Annotated in this window: 17 protein-coding genes; 13 read left to right on the plus strand and 4 right to left on the minus strand. The window is 70.7% G+C overall.

Annotated features, from left to right (window positions below):
- The 3 genes from CACI_RS11650 to CACI_RS11660 form a co-directional block, all read right to left on the minus strand.
- Nucleotides 1-771, minus strand: coding sequence for a sensor domain-containing protein (locus CACI_RS11650; protein ID WP_190276747.1), 771 nt, complete (start codon nucleotides 769-771; stop codon nucleotides 1-3).
- Nucleotides 772-969: 198 nt separating this feature from the next.
- Nucleotides 970-3159, minus strand: a complete 2190-nt coding sequence (locus CACI_RS11655) for an elongation factor G-like protein EF-G2 (RefSeq protein ID WP_012786551.1) — start codon at nucleotides 3157-3159, stop codon at nucleotides 970-972.
- A 205-nt stretch (nucleotides 3160-3364) separates the two neighbouring features.
- Nucleotides 3365-4045, minus strand: coding sequence for a FadR/GntR family transcriptional regulator (locus tag CACI_RS11660; RefSeq protein WP_012786552.1), 681 nt, complete (start codon nucleotides 4043-4045; stop codon nucleotides 3365-3367).
- Nucleotides 4046-4183: 138 nt separating this feature from the next.
- On the opposite strand from CACI_RS11660, the gene leuA reads away from it, so the two are divergent.
- The 4 genes from leuA (at nucleotide 4184) to CACI_RS11680 (ending at nucleotide 8852) form a co-directional block, all read left to right on the plus strand.
- On the plus strand, nucleotides 4184-5905 hold the full coding sequence (gene leuA / locus CACI_RS11665) for a 2-isopropylmalate synthase (RefSeq protein ID WP_012786553.1): 1722 nt from the start codon (nucleotides 4184-4186) through the stop codon (nucleotides 5903-5905).
- A gap of 93 nt (nucleotides 5906-5998) precedes the next feature.
- Nucleotides 5999-6616: a phosphatidylinositol phosphate synthase gene (pgsA, locus tag CACI_RS11670; protein ID WP_012786554.1), complete on the plus strand. Its 618-nt coding sequence runs from the start codon at nucleotides 5999-6001 to the stop codon at nucleotides 6614-6616.
- Complete coding sequence (locus CACI_RS11675) at nucleotides 6613-7680, plus strand: phosphatidylinositol mannoside acyltransferase (protein ID WP_012786555.1); 1068 nt, start codon at nucleotides 6613-6615, stop codon at nucleotides 7678-7680. The genes pgsA and CACI_RS11675 overlap by 4 nt, the downstream gene beginning before the upstream one ends.
- Complete coding sequence (locus CACI_RS11680; protein WP_012786556.1) at nucleotides 7677-8852, plus strand: glycosyltransferase family 4 protein; 1176 nt, start codon at nucleotides 7677-7679, stop codon at nucleotides 8850-8852. The genes CACI_RS11675 and CACI_RS11680 overlap by 4 nt, the downstream gene beginning before the upstream one ends.
- A 104-nt stretch (nucleotides 8853-8956) precedes the next feature.
- Here the strand turns inward: CACI_RS11680 and CACI_RS11685 are convergent, their stop codons facing one another.
- On the minus strand, nucleotides 8957-9664 hold the full coding sequence (locus CACI_RS11685; RefSeq protein ID WP_012786557.1) for a hypothetical protein: 708 nt from the start codon (nucleotides 9662-9664) through the stop codon (nucleotides 8957-8959).
- 64 nt (nucleotides 9665-9728) lie between these two features.
- Here CACI_RS11685 and CACI_RS11690 point away from each other — a divergent pair, with 64 nt between their 5' ends.
- The 9 genes from CACI_RS11690 to yajC all read left to right on the plus strand — a co-directional run bounded on the left by CACI_RS11690 (nucleotide 9729) and on the right by yajC (nucleotide 16743).
- A complete protein-coding gene (locus CACI_RS11690) occupies nucleotides 9729-10217 on the plus strand; it encodes a CGNR zinc finger domain-containing protein (protein ID WP_223297517.1) in 489 nt (162 codons plus the stop codon).
- Nucleotides 10218-10322: 105 nt separating this feature from the next.
- Nucleotides 10323-10865 carry a LemA family protein gene (locus CACI_RS11695; RefSeq protein WP_012786559.1) on the plus strand — a complete coding sequence of 181 codons (543 nt, stop codon included), beginning with the start codon at nucleotides 10323-10325 and terminating at the stop codon, nucleotides 10863-10865.
- Between the two features lie 219 nt (nucleotides 10866-11084).
- Nucleotides 11085-11996, plus strand: coding sequence for a pyridoxal 5'-phosphate synthase lyase subunit PdxS (pdxS, locus tag CACI_RS11700; protein ID WP_012786560.1), 912 nt, complete (start codon nucleotides 11085-11087; stop codon nucleotides 11994-11996).
- A 3-nt stretch (nucleotides 11997-11999) separates the two neighbouring features.
- A complete protein-coding gene (gene pdxT / locus CACI_RS11705; protein ID WP_012786561.1) occupies nucleotides 12000-12614 on the plus strand; it encodes a pyridoxal 5'-phosphate synthase glutaminase subunit PdxT in 615 nt (204 codons plus the stop codon).
- Between the two features lie 28 nt (nucleotides 12615-12642).
- Nucleotides 12643-13398 carry a YebC/PmpR family DNA-binding transcriptional regulator gene (locus CACI_RS11710; protein ID WP_012786562.1) on the plus strand — a complete coding sequence of 252 codons (756 nt, stop codon included), beginning with the start codon at nucleotides 12643-12645 and terminating at the stop codon, nucleotides 13396-13398.
- A gap of 146 nt (nucleotides 13399-13544) precedes the next feature.
- Nucleotides 13545-14057, plus strand: coding sequence for a crossover junction endodeoxyribonuclease RuvC (gene ruvC / locus CACI_RS11715; protein ID WP_012786563.1), 513 nt, complete (start codon nucleotides 13545-13547; stop codon nucleotides 14055-14057).
- A 109-nt stretch (nucleotides 14058-14166) separates the two neighbouring features.
- Nucleotides 14167-14793 carry a Holliday junction branch migration protein RuvA gene (ruvA, locus tag CACI_RS11720; RefSeq protein ID WP_012786564.1) on the plus strand — a complete coding sequence of 209 codons (627 nt, stop codon included), beginning with the start codon at nucleotides 14167-14169 and terminating at the stop codon, nucleotides 14791-14793.
- A 117-nt stretch (nucleotides 14794-14910) separates the two neighbouring features.
- Nucleotides 14911-15969 carry a Holliday junction branch migration DNA helicase RuvB gene (gene ruvB / locus CACI_RS11725; RefSeq protein ID WP_049871547.1) on the plus strand — a complete coding sequence of 353 codons (1059 nt, stop codon included), beginning with the start codon at nucleotides 14911-14913 and terminating at the stop codon, nucleotides 15967-15969.
- Nucleotides 15970-16263: 294 nt separating this feature from the next.
- Nucleotides 16264-16743: a preprotein translocase subunit YajC gene (gene yajC / locus CACI_RS45425; protein WP_012786566.1), complete on the plus strand. Its 480-nt coding sequence runs from the start codon at nucleotides 16264-16266 to the stop codon at nucleotides 16741-16743.
- The last annotated feature ends 21 nt before the right edge of the window (nucleotides 16744-16764 follow it).

The following is a 16764-nucleotide window of genomic DNA, read 5'->3' on the forward strand; positions in this document are numbered from 1 at the left end:
CTACCCGCTCACCCGGGCCGCGAACTGGTCGGCGACCTTGCCGGCCGCCGCCTTCCCGTCCCCGCTCTCGCAGATCGCGACCTGCACCACGTCCTTGCCCTTGAGCTCGGCCTGCCGGTAGCAAGCCCAGCCGCCGCCGGCGTCCTGGGCCGCGCTCCAGGCCAGGGTGTCCGCGGTGGTCTTGCCGACGGTGTATTTCCACTTCACCGGGCTCTGCTTCGGATCGGTGCGCGTCGCCGACGGGCAGTTCTTCACGCCGTCGGTGAGCTTGCCGAACATGCTCGAGGCCTGATCGGCGCTGCCGTAGACGCCGACGGTCTGGGTCACGGTGTAGTCGCCGGCTCCCGCGGAGTCCTCATAAGTCGTGGACAGGAAGACCGTCCAGCCCTTCGTGTAGCCGGACGCCGTCGCCGGACCCACGGCCACCGCGCACGACGAGGGATCGGCCTTCAGCGCCGCCGGCGGCTGGTTGACCACGGGACCGGCGATCACGGTGGTCCCGACCGTCTTGCTGACCTCGTCCGGGGTGAGCACCGCGGCCTGCACGGTGCCGGGCACGACGTGCAGCGGACTGGCAGCCGCGGGCGCCGCCTTGCTCTTGGGCCACAGCGCCCAGGCCACGCCGCCGCCGGTGATCAGGACCAGGACCACCAGCGCGACGATCAGCCGCACCTTCTTCGACCGTCCCGTTCGCGCCGGCTGAGGCTGCGGCTGAGGTTCCACCACGTTCAGTTGCATCGTCGGCTGACTCGCCGAGGATTTGCGCGCCACGTTCCACCCCTCACACCCGTCAGTGCATCCCGGCATGTGAGCCTACTGACAATGAACATTGATGTACACAACGCTCAAGCGGCGAACCTTCGCACGCAACACGCAACGCGAAGGGTGGTGATCCGGAGCCGGATCACCACCCTTGGCCGACATCGCCGCACATCCGCCGGACAACGCTGGACAGCGGACACGCAAGCCTCAGTCCTCGTGCTCGACCTCCGCCTTCACCTTCGTCGCCAGCTGCGGCGGCATCGGCTCGTGCGCCAGGTAGTTCCGGGTGAACGTCCCCGTCCCGTGCGACAGCGAGCGCAGCTCGATCGCGTAGCGCCCGATCTCGACCTCGGGGGCGTCGGCGCGGATCACCGTGCGGCCGTTGTCGCCGGGCTCGGAGCCGGAGACCCGGCCGCGCCGCGAGGACAGGTCGCCCATGATCGCGCCCACGTACTCGTCGGCGACCTGGATCTCCAGGCTGTCGACCGGTTCCAGCAGCAGGATGCTGGTCTTGGCCGCGGCGTCCTTCAGGGCCAGCGCGCCGGCGGTCTGGAAGGCCATGTCGCTGGAGTCCACCGAGTGCGCCTTGCCGTCGTACAGCGTCACGCGCAGGTCGATCACCGGGTACCCGGCGGCGACGCCGCGCTCCATCTGCGCCCGGACGCCCTTCTCCACCGAGGGGATGAAGTTGCGGGGGACCGCGCCGCCGACCACCTTGTCCACGAACTCGAAGCCGCTGCCGGAGGGGAGCGGGGTGACCTCGATGTCGCAGATGGCGTACTGGCCGTGGCCGCCGGACTGCTTGACGTGCCGGCCGTGGCCCTTCGCCGCGCCGCCGAAGGTCTCGCGCAGCGAGATCCGGTGCGACACGGTGTCCACCGCCACCCCGAACTTGTTCTTCAGCCGGTCCAGGACCAGGTCCATGTGCGCCTCGCCCATGCACCACAGCACCAGCTGCCGGGTCTCGGGGTTCATCTCCAGCCGCAGCGTGGCGTCCTCGGCGACCAGCCGGGACAGTGACTGGGAGAGCTTGTCCTCGTCGCTCTTGGCGTGCGCGCGGATCGCGATCGGCAGCAGCGGGTCGGGCATCAGCCACTGCTCGATCAGCATCGGGTCGTCCTTGCCGGACAGCGTGTCGCCGCTCTCGGCGTGCAGCAGCTTGGCGACCGCGACGATGTCCCCGGCGATCCCGGCGTCGATCCCGCGCTGCTGCTTGCCCAGCGGGCTGGACAGCGCGCCGACGCGCTCGTCGATGTCGTGGTCGGCGTGCCCGCGCGCCTCCTGGCCGTGCCCGGAGACGTGGACCGGGACGTCGGGGCGCAGCGTGCCGGAGAACACCCGCACCAGGCTGATCCGCCCGACGTAGGGGTCGGTGGAGGTCTTGACCACCTCGGCGACCAGCGGTCCCTCCGGATCGCAGGCCAGCGGTCCCTTCGGCTTGCCCTCCGGCGAGGTCACCGGCGGCACCTCGTGTTCCAGCGGCGAGGGGAAGGCCTTGGTCATCAGCTCCAGCAGCTCGATGGAGCCCAGCGCCGGGGGCGCGGCCACGACGCCGGAGGCGATCGCCGAGTACGGCAGGACGGGGTAGAAGGAGCCGCGGGCGACCGCCTTCTCCAGGTCGTCGATGAGCACCTCGACGTCCAGCTCTTCCCCGCCCAGGTAGCGGTCCATGAGGGTCTCGTCCTCGCTCTCGGCGATGATCCCCTCGATCAGGGCGTTGCGCGCGTTCTCCACGCCCTCGCGGTGCGCCTCCTCGGCGTCCCGCTCGGTGCGCTCGCCGTCGGAGTAGTCGAAGATCTTCTGCGACAGCAGCCCGATCACGCCGCCGACGTGCTCCTCGTCGTCCAGCAGCGGCAGGTACAGCGGCTGCACGCCGTCGCCGAACACCCGCTGGCAGATCAGCACCATGTCGTCGAAGTCGGCGCGCGCCGAGTCCAGCTTGGTGACGACCACGGCGCGCGGCATCCCGACCGCCGCGCACTCCTCCCACAGCAGGCGCGTGGAGCCGTCGACGCCGTCGGCGGCCGACACGACGAACAGCGCGGCGTCCGCGGCCCGCAGCCCGGCGCGCAGGTCGCCGACGAAGTCGGCGTAGCCCGGGGCGTCCAGCAGGTTGACCTTGACCCCCGCGTACTCCACCGGCGCCAGCGCCAGCGCGACCGAGCGCTGCTGCCGCTGCTCGACCTCGTCGAAGTCGGTGACGGTGGTGCCCTCCTCGACCCGGCCGGGCCGGGACACCGCCCCGGTGGCCGCGGCCAGCGACTCCACAAGCGTGGTCTTGCCGGCACCGGTGTGCCCGACCAGGACCACGTTCCGGATCTGCTCGGGCCGGGAGGGCGTCGTCACCCTGCCGGCGGCCCCGGCGTGGCCGCCCTGTCCGCCTGATTTGTCTGCCATCGAGCGTGCTCCTTTTCCTGTGTCAGGGCGGCTCGTCCGCGAGCCGGAGCCGATCTTGTCATGACACTGGGGTAGCGCTTGTACCAGCTGTACATACTTCGTTACCCGGCTGTTCCTTGCAGCCAACTCCTATATGCGAGAGGCCACAAGGGGGCGGGGCCCGAGTGGTTCACGCGGTATGTCCGCATGCGCGCTCCCCGGACGCTCACGGGATCCGGCGCAGCGTGGTCGAGGCGATCTCCTCGGCGACCACGGTCTCGGCGCGGTCCGGGTTGCCCTCGGCGACCGCGGCGACGAGCGCGGCGTGCGCGCGGTGCCCGAGGTTCTCATCGGCGCGCCCGCTGGAGCGGACCAGCGCGGTCAGGGTCTCCCGCAGCGTCGGGACGAACTGCTCGAACAACGCGGTGAGCACCGGGTTCCCCGCCGCCGCCACGACCGCGGTGTGCAGGGCGATGTCGGCCTCGATGAACTCCTCGTCCGAGCGGCGCGCGGCCCGGGTCCGGCGCTCCAGGGCGGCCTCCAGCGCGGCGGCGTCGGCCGGGGTCCGGCGCTCGGCGGCCAGGCGCGCGGCGCGGGTCTCGATCATCATCCGGACCTCGTAGAGGTCGGCCAGCGAGGCCTTGCGCAGGTGGTCGGCCAGATCGGTCCGGGACTCGGTGGCCAGCACGAACACCCCGGCGCCCTGCCGCGGCTGGAGCAGTCCCTCCCCGGCCAGGGCGCGGATCGCCTCGCGGACCGTGGAGCGGCCGACGCCGAGGGAGGCGGCCAGCGTGGTCTCGCCGGGCAGCTTGGTCCCGACCGGCCACGCCCCGCCGGTGATCTGCTCGCGCAGCTGCTCGGCGGCCTGCTCCACGAGCGGGCTGGGCTGGATCGATCGCAGGCTCACGGCCCCAGTTGTACCACCGTTCCGGCGCCGCTCTGCAACTCAGGTGCTCAGCTTGTCTGAGGAGTGCTACAGTTCCGAGCCATGACGACCCGAGCTCTGACCCCGTGGAATCCGTGGAATCCGCAGCAGCCCAGCCCGATGCCCTCGCACCGCTACCGGAGCGTCTTCGACCGCGTCGAGGTGCCGTTGACCGACCGGACCTGGCCCGACCAGCGCTTCTCCGCCGCTCCGCTCTGGGTTCCGGTGGACCTGCGCGACGGCAACCAGGCGCTGGCCGAGCCGATGGACACCGCGCGCAAGACGAAGATGTTCGACCTCTTCCTGCGGATGGGTTACAAGGAGATCGAGGTCGCCTATCCCTCGGCGAGCCAGACCGACTTTGATTTCGTGCGCTCGCTGGCGGTCCGCGACGACATCCCCGAGGACGTCACGATCTCCGTCTTCACCCCGGCCCGGCCGGAGCTGATCGAGCGCACCTTCGAGTCCGTCGAAGGCCTGCCGAACGTTTTGGTCCACCTCTACACCGCGACCGCGCCGGCCTGGCGCGACCTGGTGCTGCGCGGCAGCCGCGCCGAGGTCCTGGCGCTGATCGAGGACGCCGCCGGACTGGTCGCCAAGCTGGCTGACCAGCGCCTGGGGACCAAGCACGGTCCCGGCGCCGGACGGATGCGCTTCGAGTTCTCGCCCGAGGTGTTCAACCTGACCGAGCCCGACTACGTGATCGAGGTCTGCGACCGCGTCACCGAGATCTGGGACGCCTGCGCCGACCGCCCGGTCGTGCACAACCTGCCGGCCACGGTCGAGGTCGCGACGCCGAACGTCTACGCCGACCAGATCGAGTACATGAGCCGCAGCCTGGCGCGTCGCGAGCACGTCATCTTGTCCGTGCACCCGCACAACGACCGCGGTACCGGCGTGGCCTGCGCCGAACTCGCGGTGCTGGCCGGGGCGCAGCGCGTCGAGGGCTGCCTGTTCGGCAACGGCGAGCGCACCGGCAACGTCGACCTGGTCACGCTGGCGCTGAACCTGCACGCCCAGGGCGTGGACCCGATGATCGACCTGTCCGACATCGACGCGGTCAAGGCCGTGGTCGAGGAGTGCAACCGCATCCCGGTCCACGTGCGGCACCCCTACGGCGGCGACCTCGTCTACACCGCGTTCTCCGGCACGCACCAGGACGCCATCAGCAAGGGGATGGCGCACCACGCGGCGCGCGCCGCCGAACTCGGCGTGCCGGCGAGCCAGGCGCCGTGGGACGTGCCGTATCTGCCGATCGACCCGGCGGACGTCGGGCGCAGCTACCAGGGCGTGATCCGGGTCAACAGCCAGTCCGGCAAGGGCGGGATCGCCTACCTGCTGCGCACGCACTACGGCGTCGACCTGCCGCGCGACTTCCAGCCGGGATTCTCCAAGGTGGTGCAGCGCGCGACCGACGAGCACGGCCGCGAGATGACGCCGCAGGATCTGTGGGAGCTGTTCCGGACGACGTATGTCGTGCCGGGGGAGGACGGCGCCTGGAAGCTGACCGATACGGCGTTCCAGGAGATCGAGGGCGGCGGGCACCGGGTCGAGGCGACAGCCGTGCGCGCCGACGGCACGGTGATCCCGGTCGCGGGCATCGGGAACGGGCCGCTGTCCGCGCTGACGGTGGCGCTGGCCAAGGCGGGCATCGGCTTCGAGGTCGTCGACTACACCGAGAACGCGGTCTACTCCGAACACGCCGTCTCCGAAGGCGCCGACGCCGTGGCGGTCTGCTACATCCGTGCCCGGGTTGAGGGTCGGGAGGTTTGGGGCGTCGGGATGGATACCTCGGTGCTCACGGCCATGGTGCGGGCGGCCGTCTCGGCAGTGAACCGGTAGGCGGACGGGGTCGGACCCCTATGATGGCCTCGCGGTCGGCTGGCCGCGGTACAGACGCCCCACCGACCCCACGTACCCGATTTCAGGACGGTCATGCTCAACCGTTACGCGCGTGCCTTCTTCACCGCCGTCTTCACCCCGATCGCCCGCTTCTTTCTGAGTCGCGGGATCAGTCCGGACGCGGTGACGCTGGTCGGCACGCTCGGCGTGATGGCCGGCGCGCTGTGCTTCTACCCGCGCGGCTCGTTCTTCGTCGGGACCGTGGTCATCACCGCGTTCGTGTTCTCCGACCTCATCGACGGCACCATGGCCCGCATGCTGGAGCGCAAGGACAAGTTCGGCGCTTTCTGGGACTCCACGCTGGACCGGCTCGCCGACGCCGCGGTCTTCGGCGGGCTGGCGTGGTGGTTCGGCCGCGGCGGGAACCAGCCGGTGATGTTCGGGGTCTGTCTGGCGATCATGGGGCTGGGCGCGGTGGTGTCCTACGCGCGGGCCCGGGCCGAAGGGCTCGGCGTGGACGCGAACGTCGGCTACGTCGAGCGCAGCGAGCGGCTGGTCGGCTCGCTGGTGGCGACCGGGCTCTCCGGGCTCGGCGTGCCCTACATCCAGGCGGTGACGCTGTGGGCGATCGCCATCGGGTCCCTGGTCACCCTGGCGCAGCGGGTGCTGCTGGTTCGCAAGCAACTGCTCAAGGGGGAGGCGGCTGCATGAAAGCGGAGAGCGTCAACGAGAAGCTCGTCAGCTTCGGCTACGGCGCGGCTTGGACGGCGGTGAAGCTGCTGCCGGAGCGCGCGGCGTACCGGGTGTTCGACCTCATCGCCGACCGGCTGTGGGCCCGGCGCGGCGGCGCGGTACGGCAGCTGGAGAAGAACCTGCTGCGCGTGCTCGGCAAGGACACGTCGGAGAAGCAGCTGCGGGAGGTGTCGCGCAAGGCGATGCGCTCGGCGCTGCGGCAGTACTGCGAGCAGTTCCGGGTCCCGACCTGGAGCCGCGAGCGGATCATGGACAGCGTCGACTTCCCCGCCGAGGACATAGGGCGGCTGAAGGAGGCCCTGGGCTCCGGGCGCGGCGTGATCATGGCGCTGGGGCACACCGGCAACTACGACCACGCCGGGGTCTGGCTGGTGAACTTCATGGGCGAGGGCTTCACCACCGTCGCCGAGCACCTCAAGCCGGAGTCGGTCGGCGAGAAGTTCCTGGACTACCGGCGCGGCCTGGGCATGGAGGTGCTGCCGCACGACGGCGGACCGTCGGTGTTCGGCACGCTGGCCCGCCGGCTGCGGGCCGGCAAGGCGGTCGCGCTGGTCGCCGACCGCGACCTGAGCGCCAGCGGCGCGCAGGTGACGATGTTCGGCGAGGCCACGCGGATCGCGGCGGGTCCGGCGGCGCTCGCGGTGCAGACCGGTGCGGCGCTGCTGCCGGTGCAGCTGTGGTACCCGTCGTACGGTCGGATGAGCATAAGGGTGCGTCCTGAGATCCCGGTCCCGGCCGAGGGCAAGCGGCCGGAGAAGGTCGCCGTGATGTGCCAGCAGCTCGCCGACAACTACGCCGCGGGGATCGCGGCGCATCCGGCCGACTGGCACATGATGCAGAAGTTCTTCCTCGCTGATTTGGATCCGGCTAAGGCGCCGAAGGCTGCTGCGGCTGCCAAGCCTGCTGAGGCGGCTGGGGCTGAGGCCGCGACTGCGACTGCGACTGCCAAGCCTGCCGAGCCCGCCATGCCCGCCGCGCCGGAAGCACCCGAGTCGACCGACGTGCCGCAGGAGGCGTCGTGAGGATCGGCGTGGTCTGCCCGTACGCGTGGGACATCCCCGGCGGCGTGCAGAACCACGTCCGGGACCTGGCCGAGCACATGATCCGGCTGGGCCACGAGGTCTCGGTGCTGGCGCCGGCCGACGACGAGGCCACGCTGCCGGCGTACGTCACGCACGCCGGGCGCGCGGTCCCGGTGCCGTACAACGGCTCGGTCGCGCGCGTGAACTTCGGCTTCCTGTCCGCCGCGCGGGTGCGGCGCTGGCTGCACGACGGCGCTTTCGACGTGCTGCACGTCCACGAGCCCTCCTCCCCGAGCCTGTCGATGCTGGCCTGCTGGGCCGGCTCCGGGCCGATCGTCGCCACCTTCCACACCGCCAACCCGCGCTCCCGGGCGATGACGGTCGCCTACCCGATCCTGCAGCCGACGCTGGAGAAGATCAGCGCCCGTATCGCGGTGTCCGAATACGCCCGCCGCACCCTGGTCGAGCACCTCGGCGGGGACGCGGTGGTGATCCCCAACGGTGTCGACGTCGGCTTCTACGAGCGCGCCGAACCCAAGGCGGAGTGGCAGACGCAGCCCGGCGAGGGCGGCACGCTGGCCTTCATCGGCCGCATCAACGAATCCCGCAAGGGCCTGGCCACGCTCCTGGAGGCGTTCCCGGAGATCGCCGCGGCCCGCCCCGGCGTCCGCCTGCTGGTCCTCGGCGGCGGCGACATGGAGGAGGCGGCCGCCTTCCTGCCGGACTCGGTCCGCGGCCAGGTGGAGTTCCTGGGCCGCCTCTCCGACACCGACAAGGCGCGCCTGCTCTCCAGCGTGGACGTCTACGTCGCCCCCAACCTCGGCGGCGAGAGCTTCGGCATCATCCTGGTCGAGGCCATGTCCGCCGGCGCCCCCGTCCTGGCCAGCGACCTGGACGCCTTCGAGCTGGTCCTCGAGGGCGGCACCGTCGGCCGCACCTTCCCGGTCGGCGACGCCCACGCCCTGGCCAAGGACGCGATCGAGCTCCTCGGCGACACCGTCGAGCGTGAGCGCCTCTCCCAGGCCGCATCGCTGGCCGTGCGCCGTTACGACTGGTCGGTCGTGGCCGCGGACCTGCTCGCCGTCTACGAGATGGTGACGACGAAGTCCGAGTCGGTGCCGCGCACCGGCGGCGTCGAGGCGCTGAGCGCGGGCGAGGCGCTGGAGTCCTGAATCCGAGCTCGAGATCAGCCCTCGAACTCCTCAGTTCTCGAAATTATCTGCTTTCGCGCTGCTCAGTCCTCGAACTCTTTAGCCCCCGAGTGCCCTCTAGCTCCTCAGTCCTCGAACTCCTCGGTCTTCCCAGTCCCGCCGCCGAGCAGCCAAGCGATGCCCATCTCCTCGGCCGCCGCGCTGTAGAGCTCGGTCAGCTCGGCGCGCTCGGGGTCGTCCTCCGCTAGCTCGGAGGCCAGCGTGGCCTGCGCCGCGACGATGTACGGCCGCACTCCCAGCGCCGCGCGCAGATTCAGCGACCGGCGCAGCATCCGGATCCGCTCCTCGGGCTCCCTCTGCGCGGACAGGTGGCGCAGGGCGATGGACTCCAGGGCCGGGTCCCGGTGCTTCAGCCCGATCTCGAGGGCGGTCTCGAAGTGCGGGGCGGCGCCGTCGGCGTCCCCGTCGACGTTGTCGAGCAGGCATCCCCAGTGGAACTCGGCCCAGCCGCGGATGGGCTCGTCGCCGTCGCACACCGCGTCGCGGTAGCCGGCCTCGGCGGCGGCGCGGTCGTCGGGGCGCGGGTCGCGGTCGAAGACCAGGCGGCTGTAGGCGAGCCGGGCGCGCAGTACATGCGCCGCCGGCGTGGACTGGTCGAGCGCTGCGACGGCCTGCTCGGCCTCGGCGTGCCCGCTCCAGCGGAAGAACCAGCGCTCGACGGCGATCTCGGCGCGCAGCTCGGGGTCGGTGTCCGGGCCGAGCACCGCGAGCGCGGCGTCCCAGTCCCCGAGCTGCTGCAGACGACGGGCGATGTAGGCGGTGTCAGCTATCATGGCGCCTACCCTAGGAATCGACGATGTAGGCGGTCAAGTGCAATACGGTGACTACATTGGCAACGTGACCCGGCTGGCCGTCGAACTGGCCAACACCGGCACCCTGGACCAGCACGGCGACCTCGTCGCAGCCTTCTTCGACGAGCACGAGATCACACCCCCGCCCGACGGCGCCTACGGCACCCTCCCGCACCTGGTCGCCGCAGCCCTGACGCAGCTCGTCGACGCCACCCCGCCCGAAGCCGTCCACCAGCTCCTGCACGACTACCCGCCCGAAATGCACCTCTCCGACCACGACGGCCCCGGCACCTGGCACATCCACTTCAGCCGCAACGGCACCCCCGCCCGCCACTGGCTGGGCCAACTCGTCGCCGCCAAACTAGCCCTCATCGCAGCCGGCGACCCCGCCGTGACCCTAGGCCGCTGCGCCGCCGCCACCTGCACCAACTTCTTCGTCGACCAATCCCGCAACCGCACCCGCCGCTTCTGCAGCAACGCCTGCGCGAGCCGAACCACTGTCGCCGCCTACCGAGCGCGCACCGCGCAGGAATGAGCGAGCGAAAAGCGTCTCAGGACACTTCGGACGGCGGCCGGTAGCCGTGGCGCAATCGCCGGACGCGCACCTTAGACCCGCTCGAGCCCACTAGGCTGACCCACCGTGTCCGTCCTCGTCTACGCCGCAGCGGTCGTGCTGCTCATCGGCGTCTACCTCAGCTGGACCGCCAATCGGCTGGACCGGCTGCACACCCGGCGTGATGGGGCGTGGGCTGCGCTTGACGCGCAGCTCGTGCGGCGTGCGTCGGTCTCGCTGGACCTGGCTGCCTCGCGGCTGTTGGATCCGGCGGCTTCGATTCTGCTTGACGATGCCGCGCATACGGCGCGGGAAGCCGCTGCCGACAGTCGCGACCTCGCCGAGACCAATCTGACGCGGGTTCTGCGCGACGTCTTCGAGGATCCGAAGGAGAGCCTGGCGCTCAAGGAGCGGCCCGGCGGAGGTGCGTTGCTGGTCGAGCTGGATTCCGCGTGTCGGCGGGTGCAGTTGTCGCGGCACTTTTACAACGACGCCGTGCGGGTCACGTGGGTGCTGCGGCGGCAGCGGTTGGTGCGGTGGTTCCGGTTGGCGGGGCATGCGCCGTTTCCGGACACGTTCGAGATGGACGATGAGGAGCCGGTCGGTTTGCGGGGGATGGCGGCGTCGTAGCGGCCCTGCGACCTGGCGGTTGGTCGGGGGCGCGGCGGGTGTAAGGGCTGTCACCGATTGGCGGTGGTGACCTGTCTCAGGTGTCGCAATCCGCCTCACCGTCCACTCTCGCATTCTGACCTGGCCAGATTGTCAGGTGGATCACACTTGCGCGCCCTCTAGGATGGTGCTCCGGGAGCAGTCCGCTCATCCGACAATCTTTCCCCTGTGAGGTCCCCCGTGTCCGTGAACGAGAACAGCGCGCAGGCCCCGGAGCTCGGTACCGCCCGCGTCAAGCGCGGCATGGCCGAGATGCTCAAGGGCGGCGTGATCATGGACGTCGTCACCCCGGAGCAGGCCAAGATCGCCGAGGACGCCGGCGCGGTCGCCGTCATGGCCCTGGAGCGGGTGCCCGCCGACATCCGCAAGGACGGCGGCGTGGCCCGGATGAGCGACCCGGACATGGTCGACGGCATCATCGAGGCCGTCTCCATCCCGGTCATGGCCAAGGCCCGGATCGGCCACTTCGTCGAGGCCCAGGTGCTGCAGGCGCTCGGCGTGGACTACATCGACGAGTCCGAGGTGCTCACCCCGGCCGACGAGACCCACCACATCGACAAGTGGGCCTTCACCGTCCCCTTCGTCTGCGGCGCCACCAACCTCGGCGAGGCCCTGCGCCGCATCGCCGAGGGCGCGGCGATGATCCGCTCCAAGGGCGAGGCCGGCACCGGCAACGTCGTCGAGGCGACCCGGCACATGCGCCAGCTGCGCGCCGACATCCGCCGCCTGGCCACCCTGGACGAGTCCGAGCTCTTCCTGGCCGCCAAGAACCACCAGGCGCCGTACGAGCTGGTCAAGGAGATCGCGGCCACCGGCAAGCTGCCGGTCGTGCTGTTCACCGCCGGCGGCATCGCCACCCCGGCCGACGCCGCGATGATGATGCAGCTCGGCGCCGAGGGCGTGTTCGTCGGCTCGGGCATCTTCAAGTCCGGCGACCCCGAGAAGCGCGCCAAGGCCATCGTCGAGGCCACCACGCACTACGACGACGCGGACCTGATCGCCAAGGTCTCCCGCAACCTCGGCGAGGCGATCGTCGGGATCAACCTCGACACCCTGCCGGCCGAGCAGCGCTACGCCTCGCGCGGCTGGTAACGCATGGCCCACAGCGGTATCACGACGATCGGCGTGCTCGCGCTGCAAGGCGACTTCCGCGAGCACGTCGCGGCCCTGAACGCGATCGGCGCCCGCAGCGCCCTGGTCCGCCGCCCGAACGACCTGGACGCCGTCGACGCGCTCATCGTCCCGGGCGGGGAGTCCACCGCGATGTGGAAGCTCGCCACCACGGCCGAGATGTTCGAGCCGGTCCGCAAGCGGATCGCCGACGGGATGCCGGCCTTCGGCACCTGCGCCGGGATGATCATGCTGGCCGACCGGATCACCGACGCGGCCGCCGGTCAGGAGACCTTCGGCGGGCTGCCGATCACGGTGCGGCGCAACGCTTTCGGGCGGCAGACCGAGTCTTTCGAGGAGCCGATCTCCTTTGACGGCATCGGTGAATTGACCGGCGTCTTCATCCGCGCGCCGTGGGTCGAGGACGTGGACGGCGGTGTCGAGGTGCTGGCCCGCGTCACCAGTGGCCCGGCAATCGGTAGGATCGTCGCGGTCCGGCAGGGAAACCTGCTGGCGACGTCCTTCCATCCGGAGCTGACCGCGGACCGCCGGGTCCACGAGTATTTCGTGGCGATGGTCACCGCCCGCGACGCAGCCTGAACGCATTCGTAGGTAGGGAGCAGGGGTAATGTCCGGCCACTCCAAATGGGCGACCACCAAGCACAAGAAGGCGGTCATCGACGCCAAGCGCGGCAAGCTGTTCGCCCGGCTGATCAAGAACATCGAGGTCGCGGCCAAGACCGGCGGCGGAGATGTCACGGGTAACCCCACGCTCTTCGACGCGGTCCAGAAGGCGAAGAAGAACTCGGTCCCGGCGGACAACATCGACCGCGCGGTCAAGCGCGGGTCGGGCGCGGAGGCCGGCGGTGCCGACTGGCAGACCATCATGTACGAGGGCTACGCCCCGAACGGCGTGGCGGTCCTGATCGAGTGCCTGACCGACAACCGCAACCGCGCCGCCTCCGAGGTGCGCGTGGCCATGACCCGCAACGGCGGCTCGATGGCCGACCCGGGCTCGGTGTCGTACATGTTCACCCGCAAGGGTGTGGTGCTGGTGCCCAAGACCGGGAGCCTGACCGAGGACGACATCCTGATGGCCGTGCTCGAGGCCGGCGCCGAGGAGGTCAACGACCTCGGCGAGTCCTTCGAGGTGGTCAGCGAGGCCGCGGACCTGATCCCGGTGCGGACCGCGCTGCAGAGCGCTGAGATCGACTACGAGTCGGCCGAGTCCTCCTTCCTGCCCTCGGTGCAGGTCGAGCTGGACGAGGACGGCGCGCGCAAGGTGTTCCGCCTCATCGAGGCGCTGGAGGACAGCGACGACGTGCAGAACGTCTACGCCAACTTCGACGTCTCCGACGAGGTCATGGAGAAGATCGACGCCTGACGTCCCGGGCATCGCAGGGAGCCGGATCCGCACACGCGGGCCCGGCTCCCTCGCTGTGTCTGTCCGCGCCGCTAGGCTTCCGGGACAAGCAAACTTGTTCAGGACAGACACAGAACAGACGCAGGACAGACGGAGGTCGGGCGCGCGTGCGGGTGCTGGGGGTCGATCCGGGGCTGACACGCTGCGGCGTGGGTGTCGTCGAGGGCACGCCGGGGCGGCCGCTGACGCTGGTCGGCGTCGGCGTCATCCGCACCCCGGCGGACATGGACCTCTCGCGCCGGCTGCTGGCCATCGAGACGGGGCTGGAGCAGTGGCTGGCCGAGCACCAGCCGGAGGCGGTGGCGGTCGAGCGGGTCTTCAGCCAGCACAACGTCAGCACCGTGATGGGCACCGCGCAGGCCAGCGCGGTGGCGATGCTGGTCGCCGCGCGGCACGGGCTGCCGGTGGCGCTGCACACGCCCAGCGAGGTCAAGGCGGCGATCAGCGGGTCCGGACGCGCCGGCAAGGACCAGGTGGCGACCATGGTCGCGCGGGTGCTGCGGCTGGCCGAGCCGCCCAAGCCGGCCGACGCCGCCGACGCCGCGGCGCTGGCCATCTGCCACATCTGGCGCGGCACGGCGAACAGCCGGCTGGCCGCGGCGATCGCCAAGCAGCGCTGAGCCGGACGGCAGCGCGAACGTAGTGGCACCGACAGCACCAACAGCACTTACAGCACCAACAGCACCAACAGCACCGAGCACCAACAGCACCGACAGTGAGGAGTGGCGCGTGATCGCCTTCGTGTCCGGCCCGGTGGCCGCGGTGACCCCGACCAGCGCGGTGGTCGAGGTCGGCGGGGTGGGAATGCTCGTGCACTGCGGTCCCGGGACGCTGGCCGCGCTCGCGGTCGGGGAGAAGGCCAAGCTCTTCACCGCGTTGGTGGTCCGCGAGGACTCGCTGACGCTCTACGGCTTCGCCACCGACGACGAGCGCACCGTCTTCGAGCTCTTGCAGACCGCCAGCGGGATCGGCCCGAAGGTGGCGCAGGCGATGCTCTCGGTGCACGCCCCGGACACGCTGCGCACGATCTTCATGACCGGCGACGAGGCGGCGTTGACGCAGGTCCCGGGCATCGGCAAGAAGGGCGCGCAGCGGCTGCTGCTGGAGCTCAAGGAGCGCCTCGGTCCGCCGACCGGCGCCGTGCCGGGTCAGGCGCACAACGGTTGGAGCCGCGCGGGTTTGGGCTCGTGGCGGGTGCAGCTGTTGGAGGCGCTGACCGGTCTGGGATGGACGGCGCGGGAGGCCGACGACGCGGTGTCGGCGGTCGGGCCGCTGGCCGCTGAGCAGGAGGCGGCCGGGCAGACGGTGCAGCTCGGTCCGCTGCTGAAGGCGGCGTTGCGGACGATGAAGAAGTAGCGCGGTATTTAGTGAGGGGACAACACCCCCTTATACGTATATATAGCGCGCTGCTGACATACCTCGCCGCCGACTGCCCCGCACCGCTGGTCGCCTCGGGCGGAGGGTCCTGACACGATGGACCCCGAGCCGTCCCGTACACACTCCAGGAGAACCGCCGCCGTGGAACAGGAAACCGAACGCCTCGTCTCCGGCGCCGCCGTCACCGGCGACACCGAGGAGCAGGCGGCCGACGCGGCGCTGCGGCCCAAGCGGCTGGCCGAGTTCGTCGGGCAGCCCAAGGTGCGCGACCAGCTCTCGCTGGTGCTGGCCGCGGCCCGGATGCGGGAGGCGGCGCCGGACCACATCCTGCTGTCCGGTCCGCCCGGGCTGGGCAAGACGACGCTGTCGATGATCATCGCCAACGAGCTGCGGGTGCCGATCCGCATCACCTCCGGGCCGGCCATCCAGCACGCCGGCGACCTGGCGGCGATCCTGTCCTCGCTGGCCGACGGCGAGGTGCTGTTCGTCGACGAGATCCACCGCATGTCCCGGCCCGCCGAGGAGATGCTCTACATGGCGATGGAGGACTTCCGGGTCGACGTCATCGTCGGCAAGGGTCCCGGCGCCACCGCGATCCCGTTGGAACTTCCACCGTTCACGCTCGTCGGCGCCACCACGCGCTCCGGGCTGCTGCCGGCGCCGCTGCGCGACCGCTTCGGCTTCACCGCGCATCTGGAGTTCTACGACGCCGCCGACCTGGAGCACGTCGTCAACCGCTCGGCCCGGCTCTTGGGCGTGCGCATCGTCGCCGAGGCCGCGAAGGAGTTGGCCGGGCGTTCGCGCGGCACTCCGCGTATCGTCAACCGGCTGCTGCGGCGGGTCCGGGACTACGCCGAGGTCAAGGCCGACGGCACGGTGACCCTGGAGATCGCCAGAGCCGCGCTGGACGTCTACGAGGTCGACGAGCGCGGCCTGGACCGCCTGGACCGCGCGGTGCTGCACGCCCTGCTCAAGCTGTTCGGCGGCGGTCCGGTCGGGCTGTCCACGCTGGCGGTGGCGGTGGGCGAGGAGTCCGAGACGGTGGAGGAGGTCGCCGAGCCGTTCCTGGTGCGCGAGGGCCTGCTCGCGCGGACGCCGCGAGGACGGATCGCGACCGCCGCGGCGTGGGCGCATTTCGGGCTCAGCGCACCATGACCGGGTCGGGGACGTCAATACCGGTTTGATATCGGGCATATCACGCGAACCGGTGGCGTCCCAGCAATCACATCCTCCCCACCAGGCGATCCGAGGCTCTGGCGGCTCTGGGGGTTCACAAGTTCCGGATGATTTCGACTACGTTGGGTCACGGGAACCGGCCGTAGGCCCCGGACCGTTGTTCGGGGCGTATCCGCTCGCATAAACTCCCGCGAGTCGGGCGGTGCCCCCCACCGCCCATCAGCGACCTCCCGGCCCGGCGCCGGCGGTCTTCAACAAGGACCAGCGACACCTATGGGATCTCCCGTTTTCCTGATCTGGATCGTCCTGATCGGGGCCATGTTCTACTTCATGATGATCCGGCCGCAGAAGCGGGCGCGTGCGAACCAGTCGGACATGCTGCAGCATCTGCAGCCCGGCGCGCAGGTGCGGACCACCGCCCAGATCATGGGCACCATCGTCGAGGTCGGTGACGACTGGGCCATCGTGGAGACCACCCCGGGGACGCGCATCAAGTTCGGCAAGCCCGCGATCGTCGGCGTCATCCTGGACGACGAGGCCCAGGACGAGACCGAGGACGCCGAGTCGGGCCAGGACGCCCCGACGCCCGGCGGCATCGGCGACGCCCCGCACGGCGACACGGTTCCGGCCCAGGACACCGCGCCCGTCCAGGACGCCGTGCCCGCCGGGGCGGACTCCGAGAAGGCCGAGGCGGACTCCGTCTCGTCCGAGACCTCCGAGGAGGTCAAGGACGGAGAGCCTGCGAAATCGTGACCGTGGTCGCGAAAAGGCTCA

The sequence above is a fragment of the Catenulispora acidiphila DSM 44928 genome (assembly GCF_000024025.1).
GTDB classification, from domain to species: domain Bacteria; phylum Actinomycetota; class Actinomycetes; order Streptomycetales; family Catenulisporaceae; genus Catenulispora; species Catenulispora acidiphila.

Bases quoted from the DNA above. Each gene is read 5' to 3' on its own strand.
- CACI_RS11655 (WP_012786551.1), bottom strand. From the start codon at position 3,159: ATGGCAGACAAATCAGGCGGACAGGGCGGCCACGCCGGGGCCGCCGGC.
- leuA (WP_012786553.1), top strand. From the start codon at position 4,184: ATGCCCTCGCACCGCTACCGGAGCGTCTTCGACCGCGTCGAGGTGCCG.
- pgsA (WP_012786554.1), top strand. From the start codon at position 5,999: ATGCTCAACCGTTACGCGCGTGCCTTCTTCACCGCCGTCTTCACCCCG.
- CACI_RS11675 (WP_012786555.1), top strand. From the start codon at position 6,613: ATGAAAGCGGAGAGCGTCAACGAGAAGCTCGTCAGCTTCGGCTACGGC.
- CACI_RS11685 (WP_012786557.1), bottom strand. From the start codon at position 9,664: ATGATAGCTGACACCGCCTACATCGCCCGTCGTCTGCAGCAGCTCGGG.
- pdxT (WP_012786561.1), top strand. From the start codon at position 12,000: ATGGCCCACAGCGGTATCACGACGATCGGCGTGCTCGCGCTGCAAGGC.
- CACI_RS11710 (WP_012786562.1), top strand. From the start codon at position 12,643: ATGTCCGGCCACTCCAAATGGGCGACCACCAAGCACAAGAAGGCGGTC.
- ruvB (WP_049871547.1), top strand. From the start codon at position 14,911: ATGGACCCCGAGCCGTCCCGTACACACTCCAGGAGAACCGCCGCCGTG.
- yajC (WP_012786566.1), top strand. From the start codon at position 16,264: ATGGGATCTCCCGTTTTCCTGATCTGGATCGTCCTGATCGGGGCCATG.